Source organism: Streptomyces kaniharaensis, assembly GCF_009569385.1.
Classification (GTDB): Bacteria; Actinomycetota; Actinomycetes; order Streptomycetales; family Streptomycetaceae; genus Kitasatospora; species Kitasatospora kaniharaensis.
The window spans coordinates 794,052-818,479 of record NZ_WBOF01000001.1 but is presented as its reverse complement, the minus strand read 5'-3'; the positions used below and the strand labels follow the sequence as shown (position 1 = coordinate 818,479).

Sequence of the window (24,428 nt, the reverse complement as noted above, 5' to 3'; positions counted from 1 at the left end):
CTACACAACGCCAACATAGGCGACCAGGCCCGGTGCTGTCCGCATCCGAGCCCAGCGATTTCGGGCCGGGACCGCGCCGGAGCGCGCTCGGGAGCGCGTTCCGGGCGGCCCCGGCGTGGGTCAACCCTTCGCCGTGGTCACCGAGTTGAGGGTGACGTCGGCCATCGGGTGGCCGTCCGGGCGGCCCTCCAGGGTGCCCGCGGCGGCGATCTTCTGCAGCACGTCCAGGCCGCCGGTGATCTTGCCGAAGGGGGTGTACTTCGGGTCGAGCTGGGTGTCCTTGTAGACCAGGAAGAACTGGCTGCCGTTGGTCCCCGGGCCGGAGTTGGCCATCGCCACCGTGCCCGCCGGGTAGGTCGCGCCGGTCAGGTTCTCGTCCGCGAACTTGTAGCCGGGGCCGCCGGTGCCGCCCGGCAGGATCGCACTGGCGGTCGGGTCGCCGCACTGGAGCACGAAGATGCCCGCGGTGGTGAGGCGATGGCACTTGGTGTGGTCGAAGTACTGCTCGCCGGAGAGGAAGGCGAAGGAGTTCACCGTGTGCGGGGCCTTGGCCGCGTCCAGCGCGATCGTCACCTTGCCGCAGTTGGTGTCCAGCGTCGCGGTGTAGGCGCCGCCGGCGTCGATCGTCATGGCCGGCTCGGCCTGCCACTGCTTCTTGTTGGGCGCTCCCGCGGCCGGGTCGGCGCAGCCCTCGACCGGCTTGCGGGTCGGCGCCGGGGGCTGGGTGACGTCGCTCGGGACCGGCTGGGTCGGCGCGGCCTGGGCCGCGGCGGTGTCCTTCTTGTCCTTGTCGTCCGAGCTGAAGGCGCCCGTGCCGATCAGGGCGCCGCCGCCGGCCAGCACGACCACGGCGAGCGAGGCGCCGAGGATCGTGTTCCGGCGCCTGCGGGCGGCCTGGGCCGCGACCCGGCGCTCCATCTGCCGCTCGTACTTCTCGCGGGCGAGCTGCCGCCGCCGCTGTTCGCTGCTGACCACCGGCCGTGTCTCCTGACGGATGTGCGTGGGCCCCTCGTGCCCGACGGGCGAGGAGGGATCGTGAACGGATACAGATGGGGATCTTCGCATCCATCGGCGGCCAAGTGTAGGGACCCGGCCCGTAAGAACGCGGTGAACCTGTCAGAACGAACCGCGCCCGCCACCGCTATCTGGTTCGCAACCGGACCCGGACCGCCGGTAGGCTGCCCATACATCACTGGTAGCCGCATCACAGCCTGTAGCCGCACAACCGAAGGACGCGCGTGTTCATCGCCGGATTCCCCGCTGGAGCCTGGGGCACGAACTGCTACCTGGTCGCGCCGGCGCAGGGCGAGGAGTGCGTGATCGTCGACCCCGGTCACCAGGCGGCCCGCGGCGTCGAGGATCTGGTCCGCGAGCACCGGCTGAAGCCCGTCGCCGTGCTGCTCACCCACGGCCACATCGACCACGTCGCCTCGGTGGTCCCGGTCTGCGGCGCGCGCGGCGTCCCGGCCTGGATCCACCCCGAGGACCGGTACATGATGTCCAACCCGGAGAAGGCGCTCGGCCGCTCCCTGGGCACCCAGCTGATGGGCGAGCTCACCGTCGGCGAGCCCGACGACGTGCGCGAGCTCACCGACGGCAGCGTGCTGGAGCTGGCCGGCCTGCAGCTCACCGTGGACCACGCCCCGGGCCATACCGGGGGGTCGGTGACCTTCCGGACGCCCGGCGCCGAGGACCTCCCCCCGGTGCTCTTCTCGGGCGACCTGCTGTTCGCCGGCTCCATCGGGCGTACCGACCTCCCGGGCGGGGACAGCGGAGCGATCATGCGCTCGCTGGCCCGGGTGTGCCTGCCCCTCGACGACACCACCGTGGTCCTCTCCGGCCACGGCGGACAGACCACCATAGGCCGCGAGCGCGCCACCAACCCCTACCTCCGACAGGCAGCAGGGGCGACCGGCGCCCCGGCTTTCCCGCGACGAGGAATGTGACGGAAGAGACGTTGAGCACCTTCACCGCCCCCAAGGGCACCTACGATCTGCTGCCCCCCAGCTCCGCGACCTTCCTGGCGATCCGCGAGCGCATCGCCGCGCCCGCCCGCCAGGCCGGTTACGGCTACATCGAGACCCCGGTCTTCGAGGACGTGAAGCTGTTCTCCCGCGGCGTCGGCGAGTCCACCGACATCGTGACCAAGGAGATGTTCTCCCTCACCAAGCGCGGCAAGGAGGACCTCGCGCTGCGCCCCGAGGGCACTGCCTCGGTGCTGCGCGCCGCCCTCCAGGCCAACCTGCACAAGCTGGGCAACCTGCCGGTCAAGCTCTGGTACTCCGGCTCGTACTACCGCTACGAGCGCCCGCAGGCCGGCCGCTACCGCCAGTTCTCCCAGGTCGGCGCCGAGGCGATCGGCGCGGAGGACCCGGCGCTGGACGCCGAGCTGATCATCCTGGCCGACGACGCCTTCCGCTCGCTGGGCCTGAGCAACTACACGCTGCTGCTCAACAGCCTCGGCGACAAGCAGTGCCGCCCGGTCTACCGCGCCGCGCTGATCGAGTTCCTCGCCGGCATGGACCTGGACGAGGACACCCGCCGCCGCGCCGAGATCAACCCGCTGCGCGTCCTCGACGACAAGCGCGAGTCGGTCCAGGCCCAGCTCACCGACGCCCCGATGCTGCGCGACTTCCTCTGCGAGGACTGCAAGGCGTACGACGAGAAGGTCCGCGAGCTGCTCACCGCCAACGGCGTGGCCTTCACGGACGACCCGAAGCTGGTCCGCGGCCTGGACTACTACACCCGCACCACCTTCGAGTTCGTGCACAACGGCCTCGGCGCCCAGTCCGCGATCGGCGGCGGCGGTCGCTACGACGGCCTGTCCGAGATGATCGGCGGCCCCTCGCTGCCGTCCGTCGGCTGGGCCCTCGGCGTGGACCGCACCTACCTGGCGCTGGAGGCCGAGGGCGTCGTCCTCGACCTGCCGTCCGCCACCTCCGTGTACGCCGTCGCGCTCGGCGAGGAGGCCAAGAACGTCCTGTTCGCCAAGGTGGTCGAGCTGCGCCGGGCCGGCGTGGCCACCGACCTCGCCTTCGGCGTCAAGAGCATCAAGAACGCCATGAAGTCCGCCGACCGGTCCGGCGCCCGCTTCGCCCTGATCGCCGGGGACCGGGACCTCGCCGAGGGCGTCGTCCAGCTCAAGGACATGACCACCGGCGAGCAGAACCCCGTCGCCCTCGACGCACTCGTCACCACCCTGAAGGAGAAGCAGCTGTGATCCGCACGCACGACGCGGGCACGCTCCGCCCGGAGCACGCAGGCACGACCGTCACCCTGGCCGGCTGGGTCGCCCGCCGCCGCGACCACGGTGGCGTGGCCTTCATCGACCTGCGCGACGCCTGCGGCAGCGTGCAGATCGTGGTCCGCGACCTGGATTCGGTGCACGGCCTGCGCGCCGAGTACTGCGTCAAGGTCGTCGGCGACGTCCGGGTGCGCCCCGAGGGCAACGAGAACCCGGACATCCCGACCGGCGCGATCGAGGTCGTCGTCAGCGCGATCGAGGTCCTCTCCGAGGCCGCCCCGCTGCCGTTCCCGGTCGCCGAGTACGAGCCGGGTACGGTCAACGAGGAGGTCCGGCTGCGCTACCGCTACCTGGACCTGCGCCGCGAGGGCCCGGCCAAGGGCCTGCGGCTGCGCTCCAAGGTCAACAACATCATCCGCCGGGTGATGGAGGAGAACGACTTCCTCGACATCGAGACGCCGTACCTCACCCGCTCCACCCCCGAGGGCGCCCGCGACTTCCTCGTCCCGGTCCGCCTGCAGCCCGGCCACTGGTACGCGCTGCCGCAGTCGCCCCAGCTGTTCAAGCAGCTGCTGATGGTGGCCGGCATGGAGCGCTACTACCAGATCGCCCGCTGCTTCCGCGACGAGGACTTCCGCGCCGACCGGCAGCCGGAGTTCACCCAGCTGGACATCGAGGCCTCGTTCGTCGACCAGGAGGACATCCTGGCCCTCGGCGAGAAGATCGTCGGCGCCGTCTGGCGCGAGGTGCACGGCTACGAGATCCCCAACCCGCTGCCGCGGATGACCTACGCGGACGCCATGGGCCGCTACGGCTCCGACAAGCCGGACGTCCGCTTCGGGCAGGAACTCACCGACCTCACCGAGTACTTCAAGGGCACCGAGTTCCGCGTCTTCCAGGCCCCGTACGTCGGCGCCGTGGTCATGCCGGGCGGCGCCTCGCAGCCGCGCAAGGCCCTGGACGCCTGGCAGGACTGGGCCAAGGCGCGCGGCGCCCGCGGCCTCGCCTACGTCGTCATCGACGCCGAGACCGGCGAGCTGCGCGGCCCCGTCGCCAAGAACCTCTCCGAGGAGCACCTGGCCGGCCTCGCCGCCGCCGCCGGCGCCAAGAACGGCGACGCGATCTTCTTCGCGGCCGGCAAGCAGCGCGCCTCGCAGGAGCTGCTCGGCGCCGCCCGCCTGGAGATCGGCCGCCGCTGCAACCTGATCGACGAGTCGCAGTGGGCCTTCCTCTGGGTCGTCGACTTCCCGATGTTCGAGCCGATCGAGGACGACAAGGGCGAGTTCCAGGGCTGGCACGCGGTGCACCACCCGTTCACCGCCCCGACCCCGGAGTCGCTGGACACCTTCGACACCGACCCGGGCTCGGCCCTGTCCAACGCCTACGACCTCGTGCTCAACGGCTCGGAGCTGGGCGGCGGTTCGATCCGTATCCACCAGCGGGACGTGCAGAAGCGGGCGTTCGACGCGATCGGCCTCTCCGAGGAGGAGGCGGCCTCGCAGTTCGGCTTCCTGCTCGACGCCTTCAACTACGGCCCGCCGCCGCACGGTGGCGTCGCCTTCGGCCTCGACCGGATCGTCACGCTGCTGGGCGGGTACGACACCATCCGGGACGTCATCGCGTTCCCGAAGACGTCCACCGGCGGCGACCCGCTGACCGGTGCCCCGACCCCGATCACCCCGGCACAGCGCCGCGAGGCCGGCGTGGACGCCCAGCCGAAGGTGCGCGATGACGCCAAGTCCGAGGCCCAGCCCGAGGCCTGACGGAACATCGGCTAGCCTGCAACGGCCCCGGACGGTCCACCCGCCGTCCGGGGCCGGTCCACAACGGCGTGCGACACAGGGAGGGTTGACTCAACCATGAAGATCAGTACCAGGGTCGAATGTCCGGACGACGCCCCGGCCACCAGACGGGTCCACATGGCGGCGTTCCCCGGGCCGGACGAGGCGGACCTGGTGGACGCGCTGCGCCGCCACCCCGCCTGGCTGCCCGGACTGTCGCTGGTGGCCGTGGACGAGGCCGGGCTGGTGATCGGGCACGCGCTGCTGACCCGGCTGCGGGTCGGCGACGGGGGCGAGGGCCTGGCGCTCGCGCCGGTCGCCGTGGCGCCGGAGTGGCAGCGCAAGGGCATCGGCGAACTCGTCGTCCGGGCCGCGCTGTCGGCGGCCGAGGAGGCGGGCGAGAAGCTCGTCGTCGTCCTCGGCGACCCGGGGTACTACGCCCGGTTCGGCTTCGCCCCGGCCGGACGGCACGAGGTGACCGGCCCGTTCGAGGTGCCGGAGGCCTACTTCCAGGCGCTCACGCTGTCCGCGTACGACGGCGGGCCGCGCGGGCTGTGCCGCTACCCCGAGCCCTTCGAGGTGCTCTAGCTCCGCACCCCGAACCCCACGGTGGCCCGGCAGCTGCGGACGAACGCGGCCATCGCCGGGGTGAGTTCGCGGTCCTTCGGCCAGTAGAGCCCGACCTGGCTCGGGCTCAGGCCCCGCACCGGCCGGTACGCGACGTCGTCGCGCGCCGCCAGCCGGCTCATCGTCTCCGGTGCGAAACCGATCCCCTGGCCGCACACCACGGCGGCCAGCCACTCGTCGGTGTTGTGCGCCACCGCGCCGATCCGCACCGGACGCCCGCCCCGCTCGTGGGCCGCCAGCCAGTAGTCGCGCCAGTGCCCGGCCTCGTGCGGAATCGCCACGAACGGCTCGTCCAGCAGGTCCTCGAAGCTCAGCTCGGAGCGCGCGGCCAGCCGGTGCCCGGCGGGCAGCGCCGCGACCCGCCGCTCCTGGCCGAGGACGGCGACGTTGTACTGCGCGGACAGGTACGGCGGGGCGTGCCAGAGCGTGAGGTCGATCTCGCCGGTCGCCAGGCCCGAGGTCGGGTCGAACCAGTTGTTCTGCCGCAGCTCCACCTGCCAGCCGGGCATCCGCCGGGTGAAGTCGGCCACCGTGCGCCGGGACATCAGGTTGATGATGCCACCCTCGAATCCCACCCGCAGCGTCGCCACCTGCTCGGCGGCGGCGGCCCTGGTGGCGCGCAGCGCGTCGTCCCAGCCGGCCAGCATCGCCCCGGTGTACTCGGCCAGCGCCCGGCCGGCCGGGGTGGGCGCCATGCCGCGCCGCGAGCGCTCGAACAGCTCGACCCCGAGCAGCGTCTCCAGCTGGCGGATCTGCTTGGTCAGCGTCGGCTGCGAGACGAACAGCCGGGCCGCGGCGGCCGTCAGCTGCCCCTCCTCGCAGACCGCGGCGAAGCTGCGCAGCAGCCGGGTGTCGACATCCATGCCCCAAGGTTATGGAAGCGGAAATTGGACCCGTCCGGCAGGTGTGGGTGAAGGTTGATCGTTGGCCTTCGGGCCGGCCCGACGGGGGAGCACGGCAGCGGCGGTTCAGGGGGCCGCCGCTGCCGCCTTCTGCCGCCACGACCTGCGGATCCCGCGTCCAGCGCCTACGGTGAATGCTCATCAGCAGGTGGACGGAGGGTCCCCGGGTGGCCAAGGAGCATCGGCTGGCGAAGAAGCCGTACGAGCAGGAGCTGCTGAGGCTCCAGGAGGAGCTGGTGAAGCTCCAGGAGTGGGTGCGCGTCGAGGGCGCCCGGCTGGTGGTGGTCTTCGAGGGGCGCGACGCCGCGGGCAAGGGCGGCGCCATCAAGCGGGTGACGGAGTATCTGAACCCGCGCATCGCCCGGGTCGCGGCGCTGCCGACGCCCACCGAGCGGCAGCGGAGCCAGTGGTACTTCCAGCGGTACGTCGAGCAGTTGCCGGCCGCCGGGGAGATCGTGCTGTTCGACCGCAGCTGGTACAACCGGGCCGGGGTCGAGCGGGTCATGGGCTTCTGCACGGACGAGGAGTACTGGCAGTTCCTCCACCAGTGCCCGACCTTCGAACAGATGCTGATCGAGGCGGGCATCCTGCTGCGCAAGTACTGGTTCTCGGTGAGCGACACCGAGCAGGAACAGCGCTTCCGGGACCGCCTGGAGGACCCGATGAAGCGCTGGAAGCTCTCCCCGATGGACGTCGAGTCGATCACCCGCTGGGAGGACTACTCGCGGGCCAAGGACGAGATGTTCGTCTACACCGACACCCCGGACTCGCCCTGGCACGTCGTGGAGAGCGACGACAAGCGCCGGGCCCGGATCAACATGATCGCCCACCTGCTGTCCACCGTGCCGTACCACGAGATCACCGCGCCGGAGATCGACCTGCCGCCCCGCCCGGCCTCGCGCGGCTACCAGCGGCCCCCGCGCGATCTGCAGAGGTATGTCCCGGACCACGCTGCCAGACTGGAGTAGACGGGGTTTCTCCGGGCGCTGTATCTCCGCACGGCCCCGTGGCGCCCGGACATCATCGGGAGGCGTGCTCATGTTCGTCCGTACCGTCTACGCCACCGGCAACCCGGACCGCATCGACCGGACCCTGGACGGGCTCCGCGTCGAAGCCCTCGGGTTGCTCACCGCCCAGCCCGGCTACCGAGGCTACGGGCTGTTCGCCGACCGGGCTCTGGGCAAGCTCACCATGGGCTCGTGGTGGGAGTCCGCGCAGGCCGAGCGCGACAGCGACAAGGAGCTGGGCGAGCGCCGCGCCGAGCTGCTGGCGCCGCTCGCGGGCACCGTGACCACCGACCTCTGGGAGGCCGTGGTGGTGGCCCCGCCCGGCGAGGCCGGGCCGGGTGCCGGGTTCCGCCTGGTGCGGGTCGACGCCGACCCGGCCAAGGTCGACATGATGGCGGAGGTCTTCCGGGACCGCGCGCTGCCGACGCTGGAGAAGATGCCCGGCTTCGTCACGAGCGCGATGCTGGTGGACCGGGCGACCGGCCGGGCCTCGGTCGGCGCGATCTTCGCCGACCAGGAGAGCTTCGTGGCCTCGCGCGGCCCGCAGGCCGACGCCCGGGCGCAGGCGGTCGCCGCGGTCGGCGCCACGGTGCGGTCGGTGGAGGAGTTCGAGGTGGTCCTGCTGGACCGCCGTCACCCCTGAGGTGTCCGCGGGCTCGCATAGGCTTCCGGTGTGGACGAACCGGACCTCTTCACCGCCGCCGCCGAGGAACGCCAGGCCAAGGAGCCCGGGCGGGCGCCGCTCGCCGTACGGATGCGCCCGCGCACCCTGGACGAGGTCGCAGGGCAGCGGCAGCTGCTGAAGCCCGGTTCGCCGCTGCGCCGGCTGGTGGCCGGCTCGCGCGGCCCGGCGGCGACCAGCTCGGTGATCCTCTGGGGTCCGCCGGGCACCGGCAAGACCACGCTCGCGCACGTCATCAGCCAGGCCGTCGAGGGCCGCTTCGTCGAGCTGTCCGCGATCACCGCCGGAGTCAAGGAGGTCCGCGCGGTCATCGACGGCGCCCGGCGGGCGGTCGGCATGTCCGGCCGCGAGACGGTGCTCTTCCTGGACGAAATCCACCGCTTCTCCAAGGCCCAGCAGGACTCGCTGCTGCCGGCCGTCGAGAACCGCTGGGTCACCCTGATCGCGGCGACCACCGAGAACCCGTACTTCTCGGTGATCTCGCCGCTGCTGTCACGCTCGCTGCTGCTCACCCTGGAGTCGCTGACCGACGACGACATCCGCGCGCTGCTGCGCCGCGCGGTCGCCGACGAGCGCGGCCTGGAGGGCGCCCTGGAGCTGACGGAGGAGGCCGAGGACCACCTGGTGCGCCTGGCCGGCGGGGACGCCCGGCGGGCGCTCACCACGTTGGAGGCGGCGGCCGGGGCGGCGCTGGAGAAGGGCGAGGCGAGCATCACGCTGGCGACCACGGAGACCGCCGTCAACCACGCGGCCGTCCGCTACGACAAGGACGGCGACCAGCACTACGACGTGGCGAGCGCGCTGATCAAGTCGATCCGCGGCAGCGACGTGGACGCCACGCTGCACTACCTGGCCCGGATGATCGAGGCGGGGGAGGACCCGCGGTTCATCGCCCGGCGGCTGATGATCTCGGCCAGCGAGGACGTCGGCCTGGCGGATCCGACGGCGTTGCAGACGGCCGTGGCGGCGGCCCAGGCGGTGGCCATGATCGGCTTCCCGGAGGCGCGGATCATCCTGTCCCAGGCGGCGATCGCGCTGGCCCTGGCGCCCAAGTCCAACGCGGGCTACCTGGCGATCGACGCGGCGCTGGCGGACGTCCGGCAGGGCCTGGCGGGGGCGGTGCCGCCGCACCTGCGGGACGCGCACTACGGCGGCGCCGGAAAGCTCGGCCACGGCCAGGGCTACCGGTACCCGCACGACCTGCCGGAGGGCATCGCCGCCCAGCAGTACGCGCCGGACGCGGTGCACGGCAAGGAGTACTACCGGCCGACGCGGCGCGGCGGCGAGGCCCGGTACGCGGACGTCGTGGAGTGGACGCGGGGGCGGCTCAGGGGCGAGCACAAGGGCGAGTGATCCCCCTGGCGATCCGCCGGTATACTCGATCGGAGTGCCATGTCCCGGGACGGCGGCGGGGGAGACCCCACCGACCGGCCGCACCAGCGGGGCATCGGCCGTAGGCCCCTTCCGAGGGGTCCGCACCAGGAGCGTCGCGCACCGTTTCGGTGTCGCGGGTGGCCCGGTCCTCCGGGTCGTCCGTGTGACAAGCACTTTTCGTGCCCGGCTCCGGAGAGCGGCTGACTTCGCTGCGCAGGCAGTGGGGTTTTCTCCGGGTCGCGACGTGCGACCTCCGTCAACACCTGGTGAAGCCGTATTCGAAAGCAAGGAAGGTTTGGTTCATGGCGAACCAGAAGCGTCCCAAGGTCAAGATCGCGCGTGCGCTCGGCGTGCCGCTGACCCCGAAGTCCGTCAAGTACTTCGAGGCCCGCCCGTACCCGCCCGGCCAGCACGGCCGTGGCCGCAAGCAGAACTCGGACTACAAGGTCCGTCTGCTCGAGAAGCAGCGTCTTCGCGCCCAGTACGACCTGAGCGAGAAGCAGCTGTCGCGTGCGTTCGACCGCGCGAAGAAGGCCGAGGGCAAGACCGGTGAGGCGCTCGTCGCCGAGCTGGAGACCCGTCTGGACTCGCTGGTGCTGCGTTCGGGCATCGCCCGCACCATCTACCAGGCCCGCCAGATGGTCGTCCACGGCCACATCGAGGTCAACGGTGGCAAGGTCAACAAGCCGTCGTTCCAGATGAAGCCGGGCTTCGTGGTGACCGTCCGCGAGCGCAGCAAGGAGAAGGTCCCGTTCCAGGTCGCCCGTGAGGGTGGCTACGCGGGCGAGGGCCAGACCCCGAAGTACCTCGAGGTCAACCTGAAGGCCCTGGCCTTCCGCCTGGACCGTGCGCCGCAGCGCAAGGAGATCCCGGTGATCTGCGACGAGCAGCTGGTCGTCGAGTACTACTCGCGCTGACCCGCGAGCGGTCCCGCACCCGCGGTACCTCTGCGAGCCCCCGCCGCCTTCCGAGGCGACGGGGGCTCGCCCCTTTTCACAGGCTCGTTGTGGGGCGGCGGCCCGCCCGGCAGCGCGAAGTGACCGGTCGGTAGGTTGCGCGGGCGGTTCGCACACCGGAGCGGATGCGGCGGAGGAGCTCGCCCGGGACAACCCGGTCCGGAAAGCGGGCGTGGGCGCGATAGGGTTCCGTTTGGAGAACAGCAAGGCGAGGGAGCGCGCAAAGGTGTCCGTGGGAGAGCTGGCCGGATTGCTCGTCGCCGTGTTCTGGGCGGTCCTGGTCACCCTGCTCGCCGTGGTGCTGGTCCGGCTCTCGCGGGTGCTGAAGGAGGCCACCGTCCTGGTCTCCGCCGTCACCGAGCAGGCCGTGCCGCTGCTGGCCGAGGCGGGCGCCGCGGTGCGCAGCGCCAACGAGCAGCTGGTGCGGGTCGACGAGATCACCGCCAACGTCCAGGACGCCGCCGCCAACGCCAACGCGCTGTCCTCCACCGTCGCGGCCACCCTGGGCGGACCGCTGGTGAAGGTCGCGGCCTTCAGCTACGGCGTCCGCAAGGCCGTCGCCAAGCAGCAGAACGGCGGCCCGACCGTGCCGGCCCAGCCGGGCTCGCGCGAGGAGCTGGCCCGGCTGATCCGGGCCGAGGTGCGCGCCGCGACCGCGCCGCGCAGCGGGCTGCTCTCCCGGGTCCGGCGCGCGGTGAGGGGCTGACGGCATGGTGCGACGCATCTTCTGGATGGCGGTCGGCGCCGGCGCCACCGTCTGGGCCATGAACAAGGCCAACGAGGCCGTGCACCGGCTCACCCCGGACAGCCTCTCCGGCACCGCCGCGCGCGGCGCTCTGCACCTGGGCGACCTGGCCAAGCAGTTCGCCCTGGACGTGAAGGCCGGCATGGCCGAGCGCGAGGAGCAGCTGCGCGACGACCTCGGACTGCACGGCACCGCCGTCGTCGAGCCGCGCCGCAGAGTGCTGCGCGGCGAGCCGCAGTACCGAGCTATCTCGGCGGCGCCCGGGAGCCCGGCCGCCGCCCTGCCTCCGTCCAGCAGTGCCCGCGCATCGTCCGACGGTGCCCGCACCACCCCCCAAGCCATCGAGAAAACGCCCCGGCGCGCGCTTCCGCCGCGGGGCGGTACGAACCGGAAGGACCACTAATGGAGTCGGCTGAGATCCGCCGCCGCTGGCTGCGCTTCTTCGAGGAGCGCGGCCACACCGTCGTTCCGTCGGCGTCCCTGGTCGCCGACGACCCCACCCTGCTGCTGGTCAACGCCGGCATGGTGCCGTTCAAGCCCTACTTCCTGGGCGAGATCAAGCCGCAGTTCTCGCGCGCCACCAGCGTCCAGAAGTGCGTGCGCACCCTGGACATCGAGGAGGTCGGGAAGACCACCCGGCACGGCTCCTTCTTCCAGATGTGCGGCAACTTCTCCTTCGGCGACTACTTCAAGGAAGGCGCCATCAAGTTCGCGTGGGAGCTGCTCACCACTCCCGTCGCGGACGGCGGCTACGGTCTGGAGAAGGAGAAGCTCTGGATCACCGTCTACAAGGACGACGACGAGGCCGAGCAGATCTGGCGTGACGTCATCGGCGTGCCCTCCGAGCGCATCCAGCGCCTCGGCATGAAGGACAACTTCTGGTCGATGGGCGTCCCCGGCCCGTGCGGCCCGTGCTCGGAGATCAACTACGACCGCGGCCCCGCCTACGGCGAGGAGGGCGGTCCGGCCGTCAACGGCGAGCGCTACCTGGAGATCTGGAACCTGGTCTTCATGCAGTACGAGCGCGGCCACGGCGACGGCAAGGACGGCTTCGAGATCCTCGGCGATCTGCCGAGCAAGAACATCGACACCGGCCTCGGCCTGGAGCGCCTCGCCGCCATCCTGCAGGGCGTCGACAACCTCTTCGAGATCGACACCAGCCGGATGATCCTCGACCGCGCCGCCGAGCTCACCGGCCACACCTACGGTGCCGACCACAAGTCGGACGTCTCGCTGCGCGTGGTCACCGACCACATCCGCACCGCGCTGATGCTGGTCGGCGACGGCGTCACCCCCGGCAACGAGGGCCGCGGCTACGTGCTGCGCCGCATCCTGCGCCGCGCCATCCGCAACATGCGCCTGCTGGGCGCCACCGAGCCGGTGGCCAAGGAGCTCATCGACATCGCCATCGCGGCGATGGCCCCGCAGTACCCGGAGCTGGAGACCGAGCGCAAGCGCATCGAGACGGTCGTCGTCGCCGAGGAGGCGGCCTTCCTGCAGACCCTGAAGGCCGGCACCAACCTGCTGGACGCCGCGGTCACCGAGACCAGGCAGGCCGGCGGCGTGGTGCTCTCGGGCGACCAGGCGTTCAAGCTGCACGACACCTACGGCTTCCCGATCGACCTGACCCTGGAGATGGCCGAGGAGCAGGGCCTCCAGGTGGACGAGGCCGGTTTCCGCCGCCTGATGCAGGAGCAGCGGGACCGCGCCAAGGCGGACGCCAAGGCCAAGAAGATGGGCCACGCCGACGTCGCCGCGTACCGCGAGGTCGCCGACGCGTCCGGCGCGAGCCTGTTCACCGGCTACAGCCTCACCGAGGGCGAGGCCACCGTGGTCGGCCTGCTGGTGGACGGCGTTCCGGCGCCGGCCGCCTCCGAGGGCGACGAGGTCGAGATCATCCTCGACCGCACCCCGTTCTACGCCGAGGGCGGCGGCCAGCTCGCCGACCACGGGCGGATCCGGCTGGAGTCCGGCGCGGTGGTGGAGATCCGCGACGTGCAGCAGCCCGTCCCGGGTGTGATCGTCCACTCCGGCGGCGTGCTGTTCGGCGAGGTCGTGCTCGGCGCCTCCGCCTACGCGACCATCGACATCGACCGCCGCCGGGCGATCGCCCGCGCCCACTCGGCCACCCACCTGACCCATCAGGCGCTGCGCGACGCGCTCGGCCCGACGGCCGCCCAGGCCGGCTCCGAGAACGCCCCGGGCCGCTTCCGCTTCGACTTCGGCTCGCCCTCCGCCGTGCCCGGCAGCGTGCTGACCGACGTCGAGCAGAAGATCAACGACGTGCTGACCCGCGAACTCGACGTCACCGCCGAGGTCATGACGATGGATCAGGCCCGCAAGGCCGGCGCCATCGCGATGTTCGGCGAGAAGTACGGCGACGAGGTCCGGGTCGTCACCATCGGCGACTTCTCCAAGGAGCTGTGCGGTGGCACCCACGTCGGCAACACCGCCCAGCTGGGCCTGGTGAAGCTGCTCGGCGAGTCCTCGATCGGCTCCGGCGTGCGCCGCGTCGAGGCGCTGGTGGGCGTCGACGCGTACCGCTTCCTGGCCCGTGAGCACACCGTGGTCTCCCAGCTCACCGAGCTGGTCAAGGGCCGCCCGGAGGAGCTGCCGGAGAAGATCTCGGGCATGCTCGCCAAGCTCAAGGACGCCGAGAAGGAGATCGAGCGCTTCCGCGCCGAGAAGGTGCTGGCCGCCGCGGCGGGCCTGGCCGACTCGGCCGAGGACGTGCACGGCATCGCCGTGGTCGCCGCCCAGGTCGCCGACGGTGTCGGCGCGGACGAGCTGCGCAAGCTGGTCCTGGACGTGCGCGGCCGCTTCGGCTCCCGCCCGGCCGTGGTCGCCGCCTTCACCGTGGCGAACGACCGCCCGCTGACCGTGATCGCCACCAACGAGGACGCGCGGGGGCGCGGCATCAAGGCCGGCGAGCTGGTCCGGGTCGCCGCCAAGACCCTCGGCGGCGGCGGTGGCGGCAAGGACGACGTCGCCCAGGGCGGCGGCTCCAACCCGGCCGCGGTCGGCGAGGCCATCGCCGCGGTGCGCGGCCTGGTCGCGGAGCGCGCCTCCTGATGGAGCCGGTGGAAAGGCCGTTCCGACGCGGGCGGCGGATCGCCGTCGACGTCGGCGACGCCCGGATCGGGGTCGCGTCCTGCGACCCCGACGGGGTGCTCGCCACGCCCGTGGAGACCGTCCCGGCCGGGGTGAAGTCGCAGGCCCGGATCGCCGCCATCGTCGAGGAGTACGACGCGATGGAGGTGATCGTCGGGCTGCCGCGCTCGCTCAGCGGCAAGGAGGGCCCGGCGGCGGAGAAGGTCCGCGCGTACGCCGCCCGGCTGGCCAACCGGCTCTACCCGGTGCCGGTCCGGCTGGTGGACGAGCGGATGTCCACCGTCACCGCCACCCACGGGCTGCGCGCCTCGGGCGTCAAGGCGAAGAAGGGCCGCTCGGTGGTCGACCAGGCCGCCGCGGTGGTGATCCTGCAGACCGCCCTTGAGTCCGAACGGGTGAGCGGACGCCCGCCCGGTGAGAGCGTCGAGGCGGCGGGCTGACCGGCCTGTTCTAACGTCCCGAGAGGGGTCCGTGCGGACGCGTCCGCACGGACCCCTCCAACGTTTCGGGACCGCCGAGGGGGCGAGGCCATGACCGACCAGGACTTCCTCCCGGGGCTCACGCCCGGCCACCTCGGCGCGCCGGTGCCGGAACCGGAGGGCCGTCCGCCCGGCGCGCCCCGCGTGCGCTCCGATGCACCGGATCCGCACCGACGGCGTAACGGGCTGGCCTGCGGGCTCACCGCACTGGCCCTGGTGGCGGTCTTCGGCGGGCTCGGGCTGGCCGGGTTCAGCTGGGTGGAGGGCCAGCGCAAGCCCCCGGCGGCCGCCGACTACGCGGGGCAGGGCACCGGCAGCGTCCAGGTCTCGGTGCCCGAGGGCGCGGGCCTGTCCCAGATCGCGTCCGCGCTCGTGCGCAACGGTGTCGTGGCCAGCTCGCTCGCGTTCACCCGCGCCGCCAAAGGCAGTGCGGCGGCGGCCGGGCGGATCCAGCCCGGCACGTACACGCTGAAGCAGCGGATGTCGGCGGCGGCGGCGCTCGCCGTCCTGATCGACCCGGCCAACGCCAACGGTCTGACCATCCCCGAGGGGTGGCGCGGCTACCAGATCTTCGCGGCCATCGACAAGAAGCTGAACCTCCCCGAGGGCACCACCCAGCGCACCGCCAAGGAGCAGGCCGCCGAACTGGGCCTGCCCGACTTCGCCAACGGCAGCCCCGAGGGCTACCTCTTCCCCGCCACGTACAGCGTCACGGACGGGACCACCGCCGTCGACCTGCTGAAGCAGATGGTCGAGCGAGCCGGCAAGGAGTTCAGCCGGGACGACGCCGACATCGTCGCGCAGACCCTCGGGCAGAGCCTGTACGGGCTGGTCACGGTGGCGAGCATGGTGCAGGGCGAGGCCGACAACACCGAGGACATGGGCAAGGTCGCGCGGGTGATCTACAACCGGCTGGCCAGGAACATGCCGCTCCAGCTGGACTCGACGATCAACTACGCGCTCGGCCGGTCCACCCTGAACACCACGGTGACCGACACCAAGCTGGACTCGCCGTACAACACCTACGTGCACGCCGGCCTGCCGCCGTCGCCGATCTCCAACCCGGGGCGGCAGGCGATCATGGCGGCGCTGGACCCCGTCCCCGGCGACTGGCTGTACTTCGTCACCGTGAAACCGGGGGACACCCGATTCACCGACAGCTTCGAGGTGCAGCAGCGCAATGTGGCCGAATTCAACGCCAACCGAGCGGCGCAGCCGAGCGCCACGGCCTCGTCCTCGGGCACGCCGTAGGCGGCCCCGGCGTCCCGATCGGCCGGGGCTGCGGCGGGCGGGGGCGGACATTGACGGGCTCGTCCGCTTTGTCGGACGTTTGGCTGCGGTACGGTAACGTCTCCTGCCAGGCGCTGCGCTAGCACGCCGGTTCGAGAAATCAGCCGGGACGCCGTCCCGGACGGCCGGTCCGATCCGCCCGGCCGTCTCCGTCGGTTAAGGGGATCAATGACCGATCTGGGTCGGGGCTACGGCCCCCAGGGCTCCGAGCCGTGGCACCCCGGTGATCCCGCTTACGGCGGCCAGCAGCAGGACGGCCAGTGGCAGCAGTATCCCCAGCAGGGCCAGCAGCAGGGCTATCCCCAGCAGCAGATGCCGCAGCAGGGGCAGTACGTGCAGCAGCCGATGGCGCAGCAGCAGGGTTACCCGCAGCAGCAGATGCCTCAGCAGGGTTATCCCCAGCAGCAGATGCAGCAGCCGGGGCAGTACCCGCAGCAGATGCCTCAGCAGCAGGGTCAGACCTTCGGCGGGCAGCAGGGCTTCCAGCAGCAGATGCCTCAGCAGGGCTATCCCCAGCAGCAGATGCAGCCGGGGCAGTACCCGCAGCAGCAGATGCCTCAGCAGGGTTACCCGCAGCAGATGCAGCAGCCGCAGATGCAGCAGGCACCCCGGCAGATGACGCAGCCGACGCCCCAGCAGGCCCAGCCCAAGCCCGCTTCCGGGCCCGGTCCGGACGGCATCGACTGGGAGGCCGAAGCCGCCGCGCTGGAGTCCGGCGCCGGCCCGGTGGCGGGGCACGAGCCCGCCGAGGAGGAGTGGGACGGCCACGAGGACGGCCGCGACGAGAGCGGTGAGTACTCCGACGAGGTCGGCGAGCCCGAGGAGGTCGGCTTCCTCGGCGAGGAGGACGTCTCCCGCGACGCGCAGAAGAAGCGCAAGGAGAAGGGCAAGAAGGCCGGCCGCCGCAACGGCGGCGCCTGCCTGCTGGTCGCGCTGGTGCTGCTCGGCGCCATGGGCGGCGCCGGCTGGTGGGGCTACGGCTTCTACCAGAACCACTTCGGCCCGCCGCCGGACTTCGCCGGCGACGGAAACGGCACCGCCCAGGTCGAGGTCAAGCAGGGCGCGGTCGGCGGCCAGATCGGCCTCGCGCTGAAGAACGCCGGTGTGGTCAAGAGCGTCGACGCGTTCAGCAAGGCGTGTGACAACGAGCCGAAGTGCAAGACGATCCAGCCGGGCTTCTACTCGCTGAAGAAGGAGATGTCGGCCGCGGCCGCCCTGAGCGCGCTGCTCAGCGGGGCCGGCGGCGACGGGCTGGTCATCCCCGAGGGCAAGACCTCCACCGAGATCTACGCCAAGATCGACGAGAAGCTGAAGCTGGCGCCGGGCACCACGGCGGGCGTCGCCAAGGCCCAGGTCGGCACCCTCGGCCTGCCCGCGTACGCGAACGGCAACATCGAGGGCTTCCTCTGGCCGACCCGCTACAACGTCTCCGACGGCATGAAGCCCGAGGAACTGCTCAAGCAGATGGTGAAGAACGCCACCGACAAGTACGCGAGCCTCGACGCCGACGCCTCCAAGGCCGGCCTCAAGACCGGGTACGAGGTGGTCATCGAGGCGAGCATCCTGCAGCGCGAGGGCAACAACGTGCCCGATTTCGCCAAGATGGCGAAGACCATCCAGAACCGCCTCGCCAACGAGCCCGAGACGCACCACCGGCTCGGCATGGACACCACGCTGCAGTACTCGCTCGGCCGCAAGGAGCTCAACAAGAAGGACATGGACGACGCGTCCAACAAGTACAACACCTACCTCAACGCGGGTCTGCCGCCCGGTCCGATCTCCAACCCCGGTGACGACGCCATCAAGGCGGTGCTGAACCCGGCGGACGGCAAGTGGCTGTACTTCATCGCGATGTCCCCGTCCGAGACGCGGTTCGCCGAGACGTACAAGGAGCACCTGGCCAACGTCGAGGAGTACTGCAAGGCGGCCGGCCAGAACATCGACAAGGAACGCGGCCACTGCACCACCAAGTAGCCATCGCCGGACGGTAGTTCATGGAGACGCAGCGTTGACCAGCAAGCACCGGGCCGCCGTCCTCGGCTCGCCGATCGCCCACTCGCTCTCGCCGGACCTGCACCGGGCCGCCTTCGCGGCGCTCGGGCTGGACGGCTGGCGCTACGACCGCTTCGAGGTGGACGAGGCGAGCCTGCCGGGCTTCCTCGCCGGGCTGGACGAGGCCGAGTGGGCCGGGCTGTCGCTGACCATGCCGCTGAAGCGGGCGGTCATCCCGCTGCTCGACGAGGTCAGCGCGACGGCGCGCTCGGTGGACGCGGTGAACACGGTCGTGTTCACCGCCGACGGGCGGCGCACCGGGGACAACACCGACGTTCCGGGCCTGGTGAACGCGCTGCGCGAGCGCGGCATCAGCGAGGTGCCGGGCGCGGCCGTGCTGGGCGCCGGAGCCACCGCGTCCTCGGCGCTGGCGGCGCTCGCTCAGATCTGTACCGGCGAGGTGACGGTCTACGTGCGCAGCGCCGAGCGGGCCCGGGAGATGGCCGTGCTCGGCGAGCGGCTGGGTGTCGTCGTCCGGACGGCCGACTGGGAGCGCGGCGCCGAGGCGCTGGCCCAGCCGCTGACCGTCTCCACGACGCCGGTCGGGGCCACCGACGGTTTCGCAGGCGCGCTGCCGGCCGCGCCCGGGGCGTTGTTCGACGTGCTGTACCACCCGTGGCCGACGGCCCTGGCGGCCGCCTGCGCCGAGCGCGGTGCGACCGTCCTGGGCGGGCTGGACCTCCTGGTGCACCAGGCGGTGCTGCAGAACGAGGCGTTCACCGGGCGGACGCCGGGACCGCTGGCCGCCATGCGCGAGGCGGGGGAGAAGGCGCTCGCCGGGCGCTGAGCCGCCGCCATACCGCCTCGCCGGTCCACCCGTCCCGGGGGGTGACCGGTTGCTGTCCGTCACGCGGACTGCACCCCCGGGCTCTGCCGGGTCGTGAAAGGATTCAGGCACAAGGCACGCCCGGGCGGGCCGCGGCGGTGCCGTGGGCCGGCCCGCTGATGAAGGAGCTCCGTTGGGTACGTTGCGCTGGCTGACGGCGGGGGAGTCGCACGGCCCCGCACTCGTCGCGACGCTGGAAGGCCTGCCCGCCGGTGTACCGGTCACCACCGCCGTGGTGGCCGACGCGCTGGCGCGCCGCCGGCTCGGCTACGGGCGCGGCGCGCGGATGAAGTTCGAGCAGGACGAGGTGACCTTCCTCGGCGGCGTCCGGCACGGGCTGACCATGGGCAGCCCGGTGGCGATCATGGTCGGTAACACCGAGTGGCCGAAGTGGGACCAGGTGATGTCGGCCGACCCGGTCGACCCCGAGGTGCTGGCGGGCCTGGCCCGTAACGAGGCGCTCACCCGGCCCCGTCCCGGCCACGCCGACCTGGCCGGCATGCAGAAGTACTCGATCGACGAGGCCCGCCCGATCCTGGAGCGCGCCAGTGCCCGTGAGACGGCCGCCCGGGTCGCCCTCGGCGCCGTCGCCCGCTCGTACCTGAAGGAGACCTGCGGGATCGAGATCGTCAGCCACGTGGTCGAGCTGGCCGCGGCCAAGGCGCCGGCCGGCGTGCTGCCGCTGCCCTCCGACGAGGCCCGGCTGGACGAGGACCCGGTGCGCTGCCTGGACGCCGACGCGTCCAAGGCGATGGTCGCCGAGATCGACCAGGCCCACAAGGACGGCGACACCCTCGGCGGCGTGGTCGAGGTGCTGGCGTACGGCGTGCCGGTCGGCCTCGGTTCGCACGTGCACTGGGACCGCCGTCTGGACGCCCGCCTGGCCGCCGCGCTGATGGGCATCCAGGCGATCAAGGGCGTCGAGATCGGCGACGGCTTCGAGCTGGCCCGGGTGCCCGGCTCCAAGGCGCACGACGAGATCGTCCCGACGGCCGAGGGCGTCAAGCGCACCTCCGGGCACTCCGGCGGCACGGAGGGCGGCCTGTCCACCGGCGAGCTGCTGCGGGTGCGCGCCGCGATGAAGCCGATCGCGACCGTGCCGCGGGCCCTGCAGACCCTGGACGTGCGCACCGGCGAGCCCGCCAAGGCCCACCACCAGCGCTCGGACGTCTGCGCCGTGCCGGCCGCGGGCATCGTGGCCGAGGCGATGGTCGCCCTGGTGCTGGCCGACGCGGTCAACGAGAAGTTCGGCGGCGACCACGTCGCCGAGACCCGCCGCAACGTGCAGAGCTACCTCGACCACCTGATCGTCCGATGACCGTACCCGTCGTCGTGCTGGTCGGCCCGCCCGGCAGTGGCAAGTCCACCGTCGGGCGGGCCCTGGCCGCGCGCCTGGGCGTCGGCTTCCGGGACACCGACGCCGACATCGAGGCGCTGGCCGGCAAGCCGATCCCGGAGATCTTCATCGACGAGGGCGAACCGCACTTCCGCGAGCTGGAGGTCCGCGCCGTGCGCGAGGCCGCCGCGGCACACGGCGGCGTGCTGGCGCTCGGCGGCGGCGCGGTGATGGCCGAGGCCACCCGGGCGCTGCTGCACGAGCTGCCCGTCGTGTTCCTGGACGTCCCGCTGGCCGACGCGGTCAGGCGGGTCGGCCTGGACGCCCCGCGGCCGCTGCTGGTCGTCAACCCGCGGGCCCGCTGGCGCGAGCTCATGGAAGCCCGCCGCCCCCTCTACCTGGAGGTGGCCACCGCCGTCGTCGACACCGCCGGCCGCACCCCCGAGCAGGTCGCGGACGCCGTACTGGAAGCACTGGAGCTGAAGACCCCCCATGACTGACATCGTCAGGATTCACGTCGGCGGCAGCGCCGGCCACGACCCGTACGACGTGCTGATCGGCCACCAGCTGCTCGGCGAGCTGGCGCCGCTGATCGGCACCCGCGCCAGGCGGGTCGCGATCATCCACCCCGAGGCGCTGGCGGCCACCGCCGACGCCATCCGCGACGACCTGCTCGGCGAGGGCTACGAGGCGATCGCGCTCCAGGTGCCCAACGCCGAGGAGGCGAAGAGCGCCGAGGTCGCCGCGTACTGCTGGTCGGTGCTCGGGCAGACCGGCTTCACCCGCAGCGACGTCATCGTCGGCCTCGGCGGCGGCGCCACCACCGACCTGGCCGGCTTCGTCGCCGCCACCTGGCTGCGCGGGGTCCGCTGGGTCTCCATGCCCACCACCCTGCTCGGCATGGTCGACGCCGCCGTCGGCGGCAAGACCGGCATCAACATCGCCGAGGGCAAGAACATGGTCGGCGCCTTCCACCCGCCGGTGGGCGTGCTGGCCGACCTCGGCACCCTGGAGACCGTGCCCAAGCACGACTACGTCTCCGGCCTCGCCGAGGTCATCAAGTGCGGCTTCATCGCCGACCCGGCCATCCTCGACCTGATCGAGTCCGACCCGGAGGGCGCCAGGACGCCGGCCGGCCCGCACACCGTCGAGCTGATCCGGCGCGCCATCCAGGTCAAGGCGGACGTCGTCTCCGGGGACCTCAAGGAAGCCGGGCAGCGCGAGATCCTCAACTACGGCCACACCCTCGGCCACGCCATCGAGCGCAACGAGCGCTACAAGTGGCGGCACGGCGCCGCGATCTCCATCGGCATGGTCTACGCCGCCGAACTCGGCCGCCTCGCCGGGCGGTTGGACGACGAGACGGCCGACCGGCACCGTACCGTGCTGGCCTCCGTCGGCCTGCCGCTGCGCTACCCGGCGGAGGCCTGGCCCAAGCTGCTGGACGCGATGAAGATCGACAAGAAGTCGCGCGGTGACCTGATCCGATTCATCGTCCTGGACGGCCTCGGCAAGACCTCCGTCCTGGAGGGCCCCGACCCGTCGCTGCTGGTCGCCGCCTACGCGGAGGTTTCCGCGTGACCCGGGTGATGGTGCTCAACGGCCCCAACCTCGGCCGGCTCGGCAGCCGCGAGCCGGACGTCTACGGCGCCACCTCGTACACCGGGCTGGTCGAGCGCTGCACCGCACTCGGCAAGGAGTTCGGCTTCGAGGTCGAGGTCCACGAGACCAACTCCGAGCAGCAGATGGTGGAATGGCTGCACGAGGCGGCCGACGGACAGGTGCCCGTCGTGATCAACCCGGGCGCGTTCACGCACTACTCGTACGCCATGCGCGACGCCGCCGCCCAGCGCACCGCACCGCTGATCGAGGTGCACATCTCCAACCCGTACGCCCGCGAGACCTTCCGGCATACCTCGGTCATCGCCGCCGTCGCCTCCGGCACCATCGCCGGATTCGGGATCGGCTCGTACGAACTGGCCCTGCGCGCCCTGGCCGAACAGCTCACCACACGCTGACCGCTGGTCAGCGGCCCGGCGGCGGACTGTGCCCGCCGCCGGGCCGCCGTGTAGTGTCCCCGCTGAAAGATGTCGGGAGGTGACCGTGACGCAGTACGCCGGGGGTGGACAGGTGCCCCCACGTCCCGCCGGGCCGCCGGTCCGGCCGCATCCCGGCAGTGCCCCGGCCGCGACGCCCCCGGGGCCGCCGCCGTTCGGCGGGCGCGTGCCGCCGCCCGTGCCGCCCGCCGCTCCTGCCCCCGCTCCCGCGGCGCCCATCGCCCCCTCCGCCCCGATGCCCGCCGGGGCCACCGGGCACTTCGTGCTGCCCTCCGGCACGCCCGTCCAGCTTCCCACCCACCCGCCGCAGCGGCACGCCCCCGCCGGGCCCATCGCCGTCCTGCTGATCGGCCCGGCCGGCGCCGGCAAGACCACCGTCGCCCGCCACTGGGCCGAGCGACGGCCCAGCCCGACCGCCCACATCAGCCTGGACGACGTCCGCGAGTGGGTGCAGTCCGGCTTCGCCAACCCGCAGTCCGGCTGGAACAACGCCTCCGAGGCCCAGTACCGGCTGGCCCGCCGCACCTGCGGCTTCGCCTGCCGCAACTACCTCGCCAACGGCATCTCCTGCATCATCGACGACGCCGTCTTCCCCGACCGCCCGGCCATCGGCCTCGGCGGCTGGAAGCGGCACATCGGCCCCGGCATGCTGCCCGTCGTGCTGCTGCCCAGCCTCGACTCGGTGCTCGTGCGCAACGCCCGGCGCAGCGGCAACCGGCGGCTCAGCGACGAGGAGGTCGCCCGCATCCACGGCCGGATGGCCGGCTGGTACAACTCCGGGCTGCCGATCATCGACAACTCGCAGCTGGACGTCGCCGCCACCGCCGCCGAGCTGGACCGGGTGATCCTCGCCCGGCTGATGGGGATGCCGGTCCGCTGACCCGCGGCTCGGCAAGGCTGTCGGTGCCGGCTGCGATGATGGACGGGCCCTGTCGAACCACCCGGGGGAGCTGACGCCCGTGCCGGAAGGCCACATCATCCACCGCCTCGCCGCCGAGAACCGGAAGGCCTTCGGCGGCCGCCCCGTCCAGGTGTCCAGCCCGCAGGGCCGGTTCGCCGACGACGCCAAGCTGATCGACGGGCAGGTGCTCGCCGAGGCGGAGGCCACCGGCAAGCACCTCTTCCTCGGCTTCGAGGAAGGCGCCTGGGTCCACATCCACCTCGGCCTCTACGGCGGCTTCACCTTCGGCACCGGCCCCGCCCCCGCAGCGGTCGGCATGGTCCGGCTGCGCCTGGAGACCGACGACGCCCACGCCGACCTGCGCGGCCCCAACACCTGCGCGCTGATCACCGGTGCCGAGAAGGCCGCCGTCGCCGCCCGGCTCGGCCCCGATCCGCTGCGCGCCGACGCCGACCCGGAGGCCGCCTGGCGCCGGATATCGGCCAGCCGGACGACCGTCGCGGCCCTGCTGATGGACCAGAAGGTGCTGGCCGGCGTCGGCAACGTCTACCGCGCCGAGGTGCTGTTCCGGCACGGCATCAACCCGCACCGGGCCGGCCGCGACCTCGCCCGGAGCGAGTGGGACACGATCTGGGCCGACCTGGTCGCGCTCATGCGCGAGGGCGTCGGCGCCGGCCGCATCGACACCGTCCGCCCCGAGCACACCCCCGAGGCGATGGGCCGCCCGCCGCGCCTCGACGACCACGGCGGCGAGGTCTACGTCTACCGGCGCGCCGCGATGCCCTGCCTGGTCTGCGGCACGGACGTCCGCACGGAGTCGCACGCCTCGCGCAACCTGTTCTGGTGCCCGACCTGCCAGGCGGCCTGACGGCCTGATCCGCCCTCCGGCCCGGTGCCCAGCCCGTAGGCCGGGGCCGACCGGCCGGAGGGAGCAGGCGGATGGAGCGGGCGGATGGAGCGGCGGGAGGCGGCCGACACCGTGTCGGGTGCGGTGGGTGGCCACGTGGTGCAGGCTCAGAGCATCGGCGCGGTGCACCTCCACACCGATCCGCCACCGA

23 protein-coding genes are annotated in these 24,428 nt (G+C 72.3%); 21 read left to right on the top strand and 2 right to left on the bottom strand.

The features are described from left to right. Nucleotides 1-120 precede the first annotated feature (120 nt). Entirely contained in the window at nucleotides 121-975 is an 855-nt protein-coding gene (locus F7Q99_RS03680) for a peptidylprolyl isomerase (RefSeq protein WP_326846221.1), read from the bottom strand. Between the two features lie 263 nt (nucleotides 976-1,238). Here F7Q99_RS03680 and F7Q99_RS03675 point away from each other — a divergent pair, with 263 nt between their 5' ends. From F7Q99_RS03675 to F7Q99_RS03660, 4 genes are all read left to right on the top strand, one after another. After that, a complete protein-coding gene (locus F7Q99_RS03675; RefSeq protein WP_326846220.1) occupies nucleotides 1,239-1,946 on the top strand; it encodes an MBL fold metallo-hydrolase in 708 nt (235 codons plus the stop codon). A gap of 11 nt (nucleotides 1,947-1,957) precedes the next feature. Beyond that, the gene (gene hisS, locus F7Q99_RS03670; RefSeq protein WP_153460047.1) at nucleotides 1,958-3,220 is read left to right on the top strand and encodes a histidine--tRNA ligase; all 1,263 of its coding nucleotides are present in this window, start codon (nucleotides 1,958-1,960) and stop codon (nucleotides 3,218-3,220) included. Further along, nucleotides 3,217-5,007 (top strand): aspartate--tRNA ligase, encoded by a 1,791-nt coding sequence (gene aspS, locus F7Q99_RS03665; RefSeq protein ID WP_326846219.1) that lies wholly within the window; start codon nucleotides 3,217-3,219, stop codon nucleotides 5,005-5,007. The genes hisS and aspS overlap by 4 nt, the downstream gene beginning before the upstream one ends. Nucleotides 5,008-5,103: 96 nt before the next feature. After that, complete coding sequence (locus tag F7Q99_RS03660) at nucleotides 5,104-5,613, top strand: GNAT family N-acetyltransferase (RefSeq protein ID WP_153460046.1); 510 nt, start codon at nucleotides 5,104-5,106, stop codon at nucleotides 5,611-5,613. Here the strand turns inward: F7Q99_RS03660 and F7Q99_RS03655 are convergent. Further along, complete coding sequence (locus F7Q99_RS03655; protein WP_153460045.1) at nucleotides 5,610-6,515, bottom strand: LysR family transcriptional regulator; 906 nt, start codon at nucleotides 6,513-6,515, stop codon at nucleotides 5,610-5,612. The two genes, F7Q99_RS03660 and F7Q99_RS03655, sit on opposite strands and share 4 nt — an antisense overlap. 206 nt (nucleotides 6,516-6,721) lie before the next feature. Here F7Q99_RS03655 and ppk2 point away from each other — a divergent pair, with 206 nt between their 5' ends. The 17 genes from ppk2 (at nucleotide 6,722) to F7Q99_RS03570 (ending at nucleotide 24,238) form a co-directional block, all read left to right on the top strand. Then, entirely contained in the window at nucleotides 6,722-7,522 is an 801-nt protein-coding gene (gene ppk2, locus F7Q99_RS03650; RefSeq protein WP_407697734.1) for a polyphosphate kinase 2, read from the top strand. Between the two features lie 70 nt (nucleotides 7,523-7,592). Continuing rightward, nucleotides 7,593-8,204, top strand: coding sequence for a hypothetical protein (locus F7Q99_RS03645; RefSeq protein WP_153460043.1), 612 nt, complete (start codon nucleotides 7,593-7,595; stop codon nucleotides 8,202-8,204). Between the two features lie 30 nt (nucleotides 8,205-8,234). Continuing rightward, complete coding sequence (locus tag F7Q99_RS03640) at nucleotides 8,235-9,596, top strand: replication-associated recombination protein A (protein WP_326846218.1); 1,362 nt, start codon at nucleotides 8,235-8,237, stop codon at nucleotides 9,594-9,596. A 323-nt stretch (nucleotides 9,597-9,919) separates the two neighbouring features. After that, complete coding sequence (gene rpsD, locus F7Q99_RS03635) at nucleotides 9,920-10,534, top strand: 30S ribosomal protein S4 (protein WP_153460042.1); 615 nt, start codon at nucleotides 9,920-9,922, stop codon at nucleotides 10,532-10,534. 265 nt (nucleotides 10,535-10,799) lie between these two features. After that, the gene (locus F7Q99_RS03630) at nucleotides 10,800-11,279 is read left to right on the top strand and encodes a DUF948 domain-containing protein (protein WP_326846217.1); all 480 of its coding nucleotides are present in this window, start codon (nucleotides 10,800-10,802) and stop codon (nucleotides 11,277-11,279) included. Nucleotides 11,280-11,283: 4 nt separating this feature from the next. After that, nucleotides 11,284-11,721, top strand: a complete 438-nt coding sequence (locus tag F7Q99_RS40305; RefSeq protein ID WP_195910987.1) for a DUF6167 family protein — start codon at nucleotides 11,284-11,286, stop codon at nucleotides 11,719-11,721. Next, a complete protein-coding gene (alaS, locus tag F7Q99_RS03620; protein ID WP_153460040.1) occupies nucleotides 11,721-14,390 on the top strand; it encodes an alanine--tRNA ligase in 2,670 nt (889 codons plus the stop codon). The genes F7Q99_RS40305 and alaS overlap by 1 nt, the downstream gene beginning before the upstream one ends. Then, nucleotides 14,390-14,869: a Holliday junction resolvase RuvX gene (gene ruvX / locus F7Q99_RS03615; protein WP_153460039.1), complete on the top strand. Its 480-nt coding sequence runs from the start codon at nucleotides 14,390-14,392 to the stop codon at nucleotides 14,867-14,869. Before alaS ends, ruvX begins: the two co-directional genes overlap by 1 nt. A gap of 90 nt (nucleotides 14,870-14,959) precedes the next feature. Further along, nucleotides 14,960-16,159, top strand: a complete 1,200-nt coding sequence (gene mltG, locus F7Q99_RS03610) for an endolytic transglycosylase MltG (protein WP_153460038.1) — start codon at nucleotides 14,960-14,962, stop codon at nucleotides 16,157-16,159. Nucleotides 16,160-16,366: 207 nt separating this feature from the next. After that, complete coding sequence (gene mltG / locus F7Q99_RS03605) at nucleotides 16,367-18,172, top strand: endolytic transglycosylase MltG (protein WP_153460037.1); 1,806 nt, start codon at nucleotides 16,367-16,369, stop codon at nucleotides 18,170-18,172. Between the two features lie 34 nt (nucleotides 18,173-18,206). After that, nucleotides 18,207-19,037 (top strand): shikimate dehydrogenase, encoded by an 831-nt coding sequence (locus F7Q99_RS03600; RefSeq protein ID WP_153460036.1) that lies wholly within the window; start codon nucleotides 18,207-18,209, stop codon nucleotides 19,035-19,037. Nucleotides 19,038-19,209: 172 nt separating this feature from the next. Continuing rightward, a complete protein-coding gene (gene aroC, locus F7Q99_RS03595; RefSeq protein WP_153460035.1) occupies nucleotides 19,210-20,394 on the top strand; it encodes a chorismate synthase in 1,185 nt (394 codons plus the stop codon). Next, nucleotides 20,391-20,912 (top strand): shikimate kinase, encoded by a 522-nt coding sequence (locus F7Q99_RS03590; RefSeq protein ID WP_153460034.1) that lies wholly within the window; start codon nucleotides 20,391-20,393, stop codon nucleotides 20,910-20,912. Before aroC ends, F7Q99_RS03590 begins: the two co-directional genes overlap by 4 nt. Beyond that, on the top strand, nucleotides 20,905-21,993 hold the full coding sequence (aroB, locus tag F7Q99_RS03585) for a 3-dehydroquinate synthase (RefSeq protein WP_153460033.1): 1,089 nt from the start codon (nucleotides 20,905-20,907) through the stop codon (nucleotides 21,991-21,993). The genes F7Q99_RS03590 and aroB overlap by 8 nt, the downstream gene beginning before the upstream one ends. A gap of 8 nt (nucleotides 21,994-22,001) precedes the next feature. Continuing rightward, a complete protein-coding gene (gene aroQ, locus F7Q99_RS03580; RefSeq protein ID WP_153465759.1) occupies nucleotides 22,002-22,430 on the top strand; it encodes a type II 3-dehydroquinate dehydratase in 429 nt (142 codons plus the stop codon). A 79-nt stretch (nucleotides 22,431-22,509) separates the two neighbouring features. Next, entirely contained in the window at nucleotides 22,510-23,349 is an 840-nt protein-coding gene (locus F7Q99_RS03575; protein ID WP_407697733.1) for an AAA family ATPase, read from the top strand. Nucleotides 23,350-23,428: 79 nt separating this feature from the next. Further along, entirely contained in the window at nucleotides 23,429-24,238 is an 810-nt protein-coding gene (locus F7Q99_RS03570; RefSeq protein WP_326846215.1) for an Fpg/Nei family DNA glycosylase, read from the top strand. The last annotated feature ends 190 nt before the right edge of the window (nucleotides 24,239-24,428 follow it).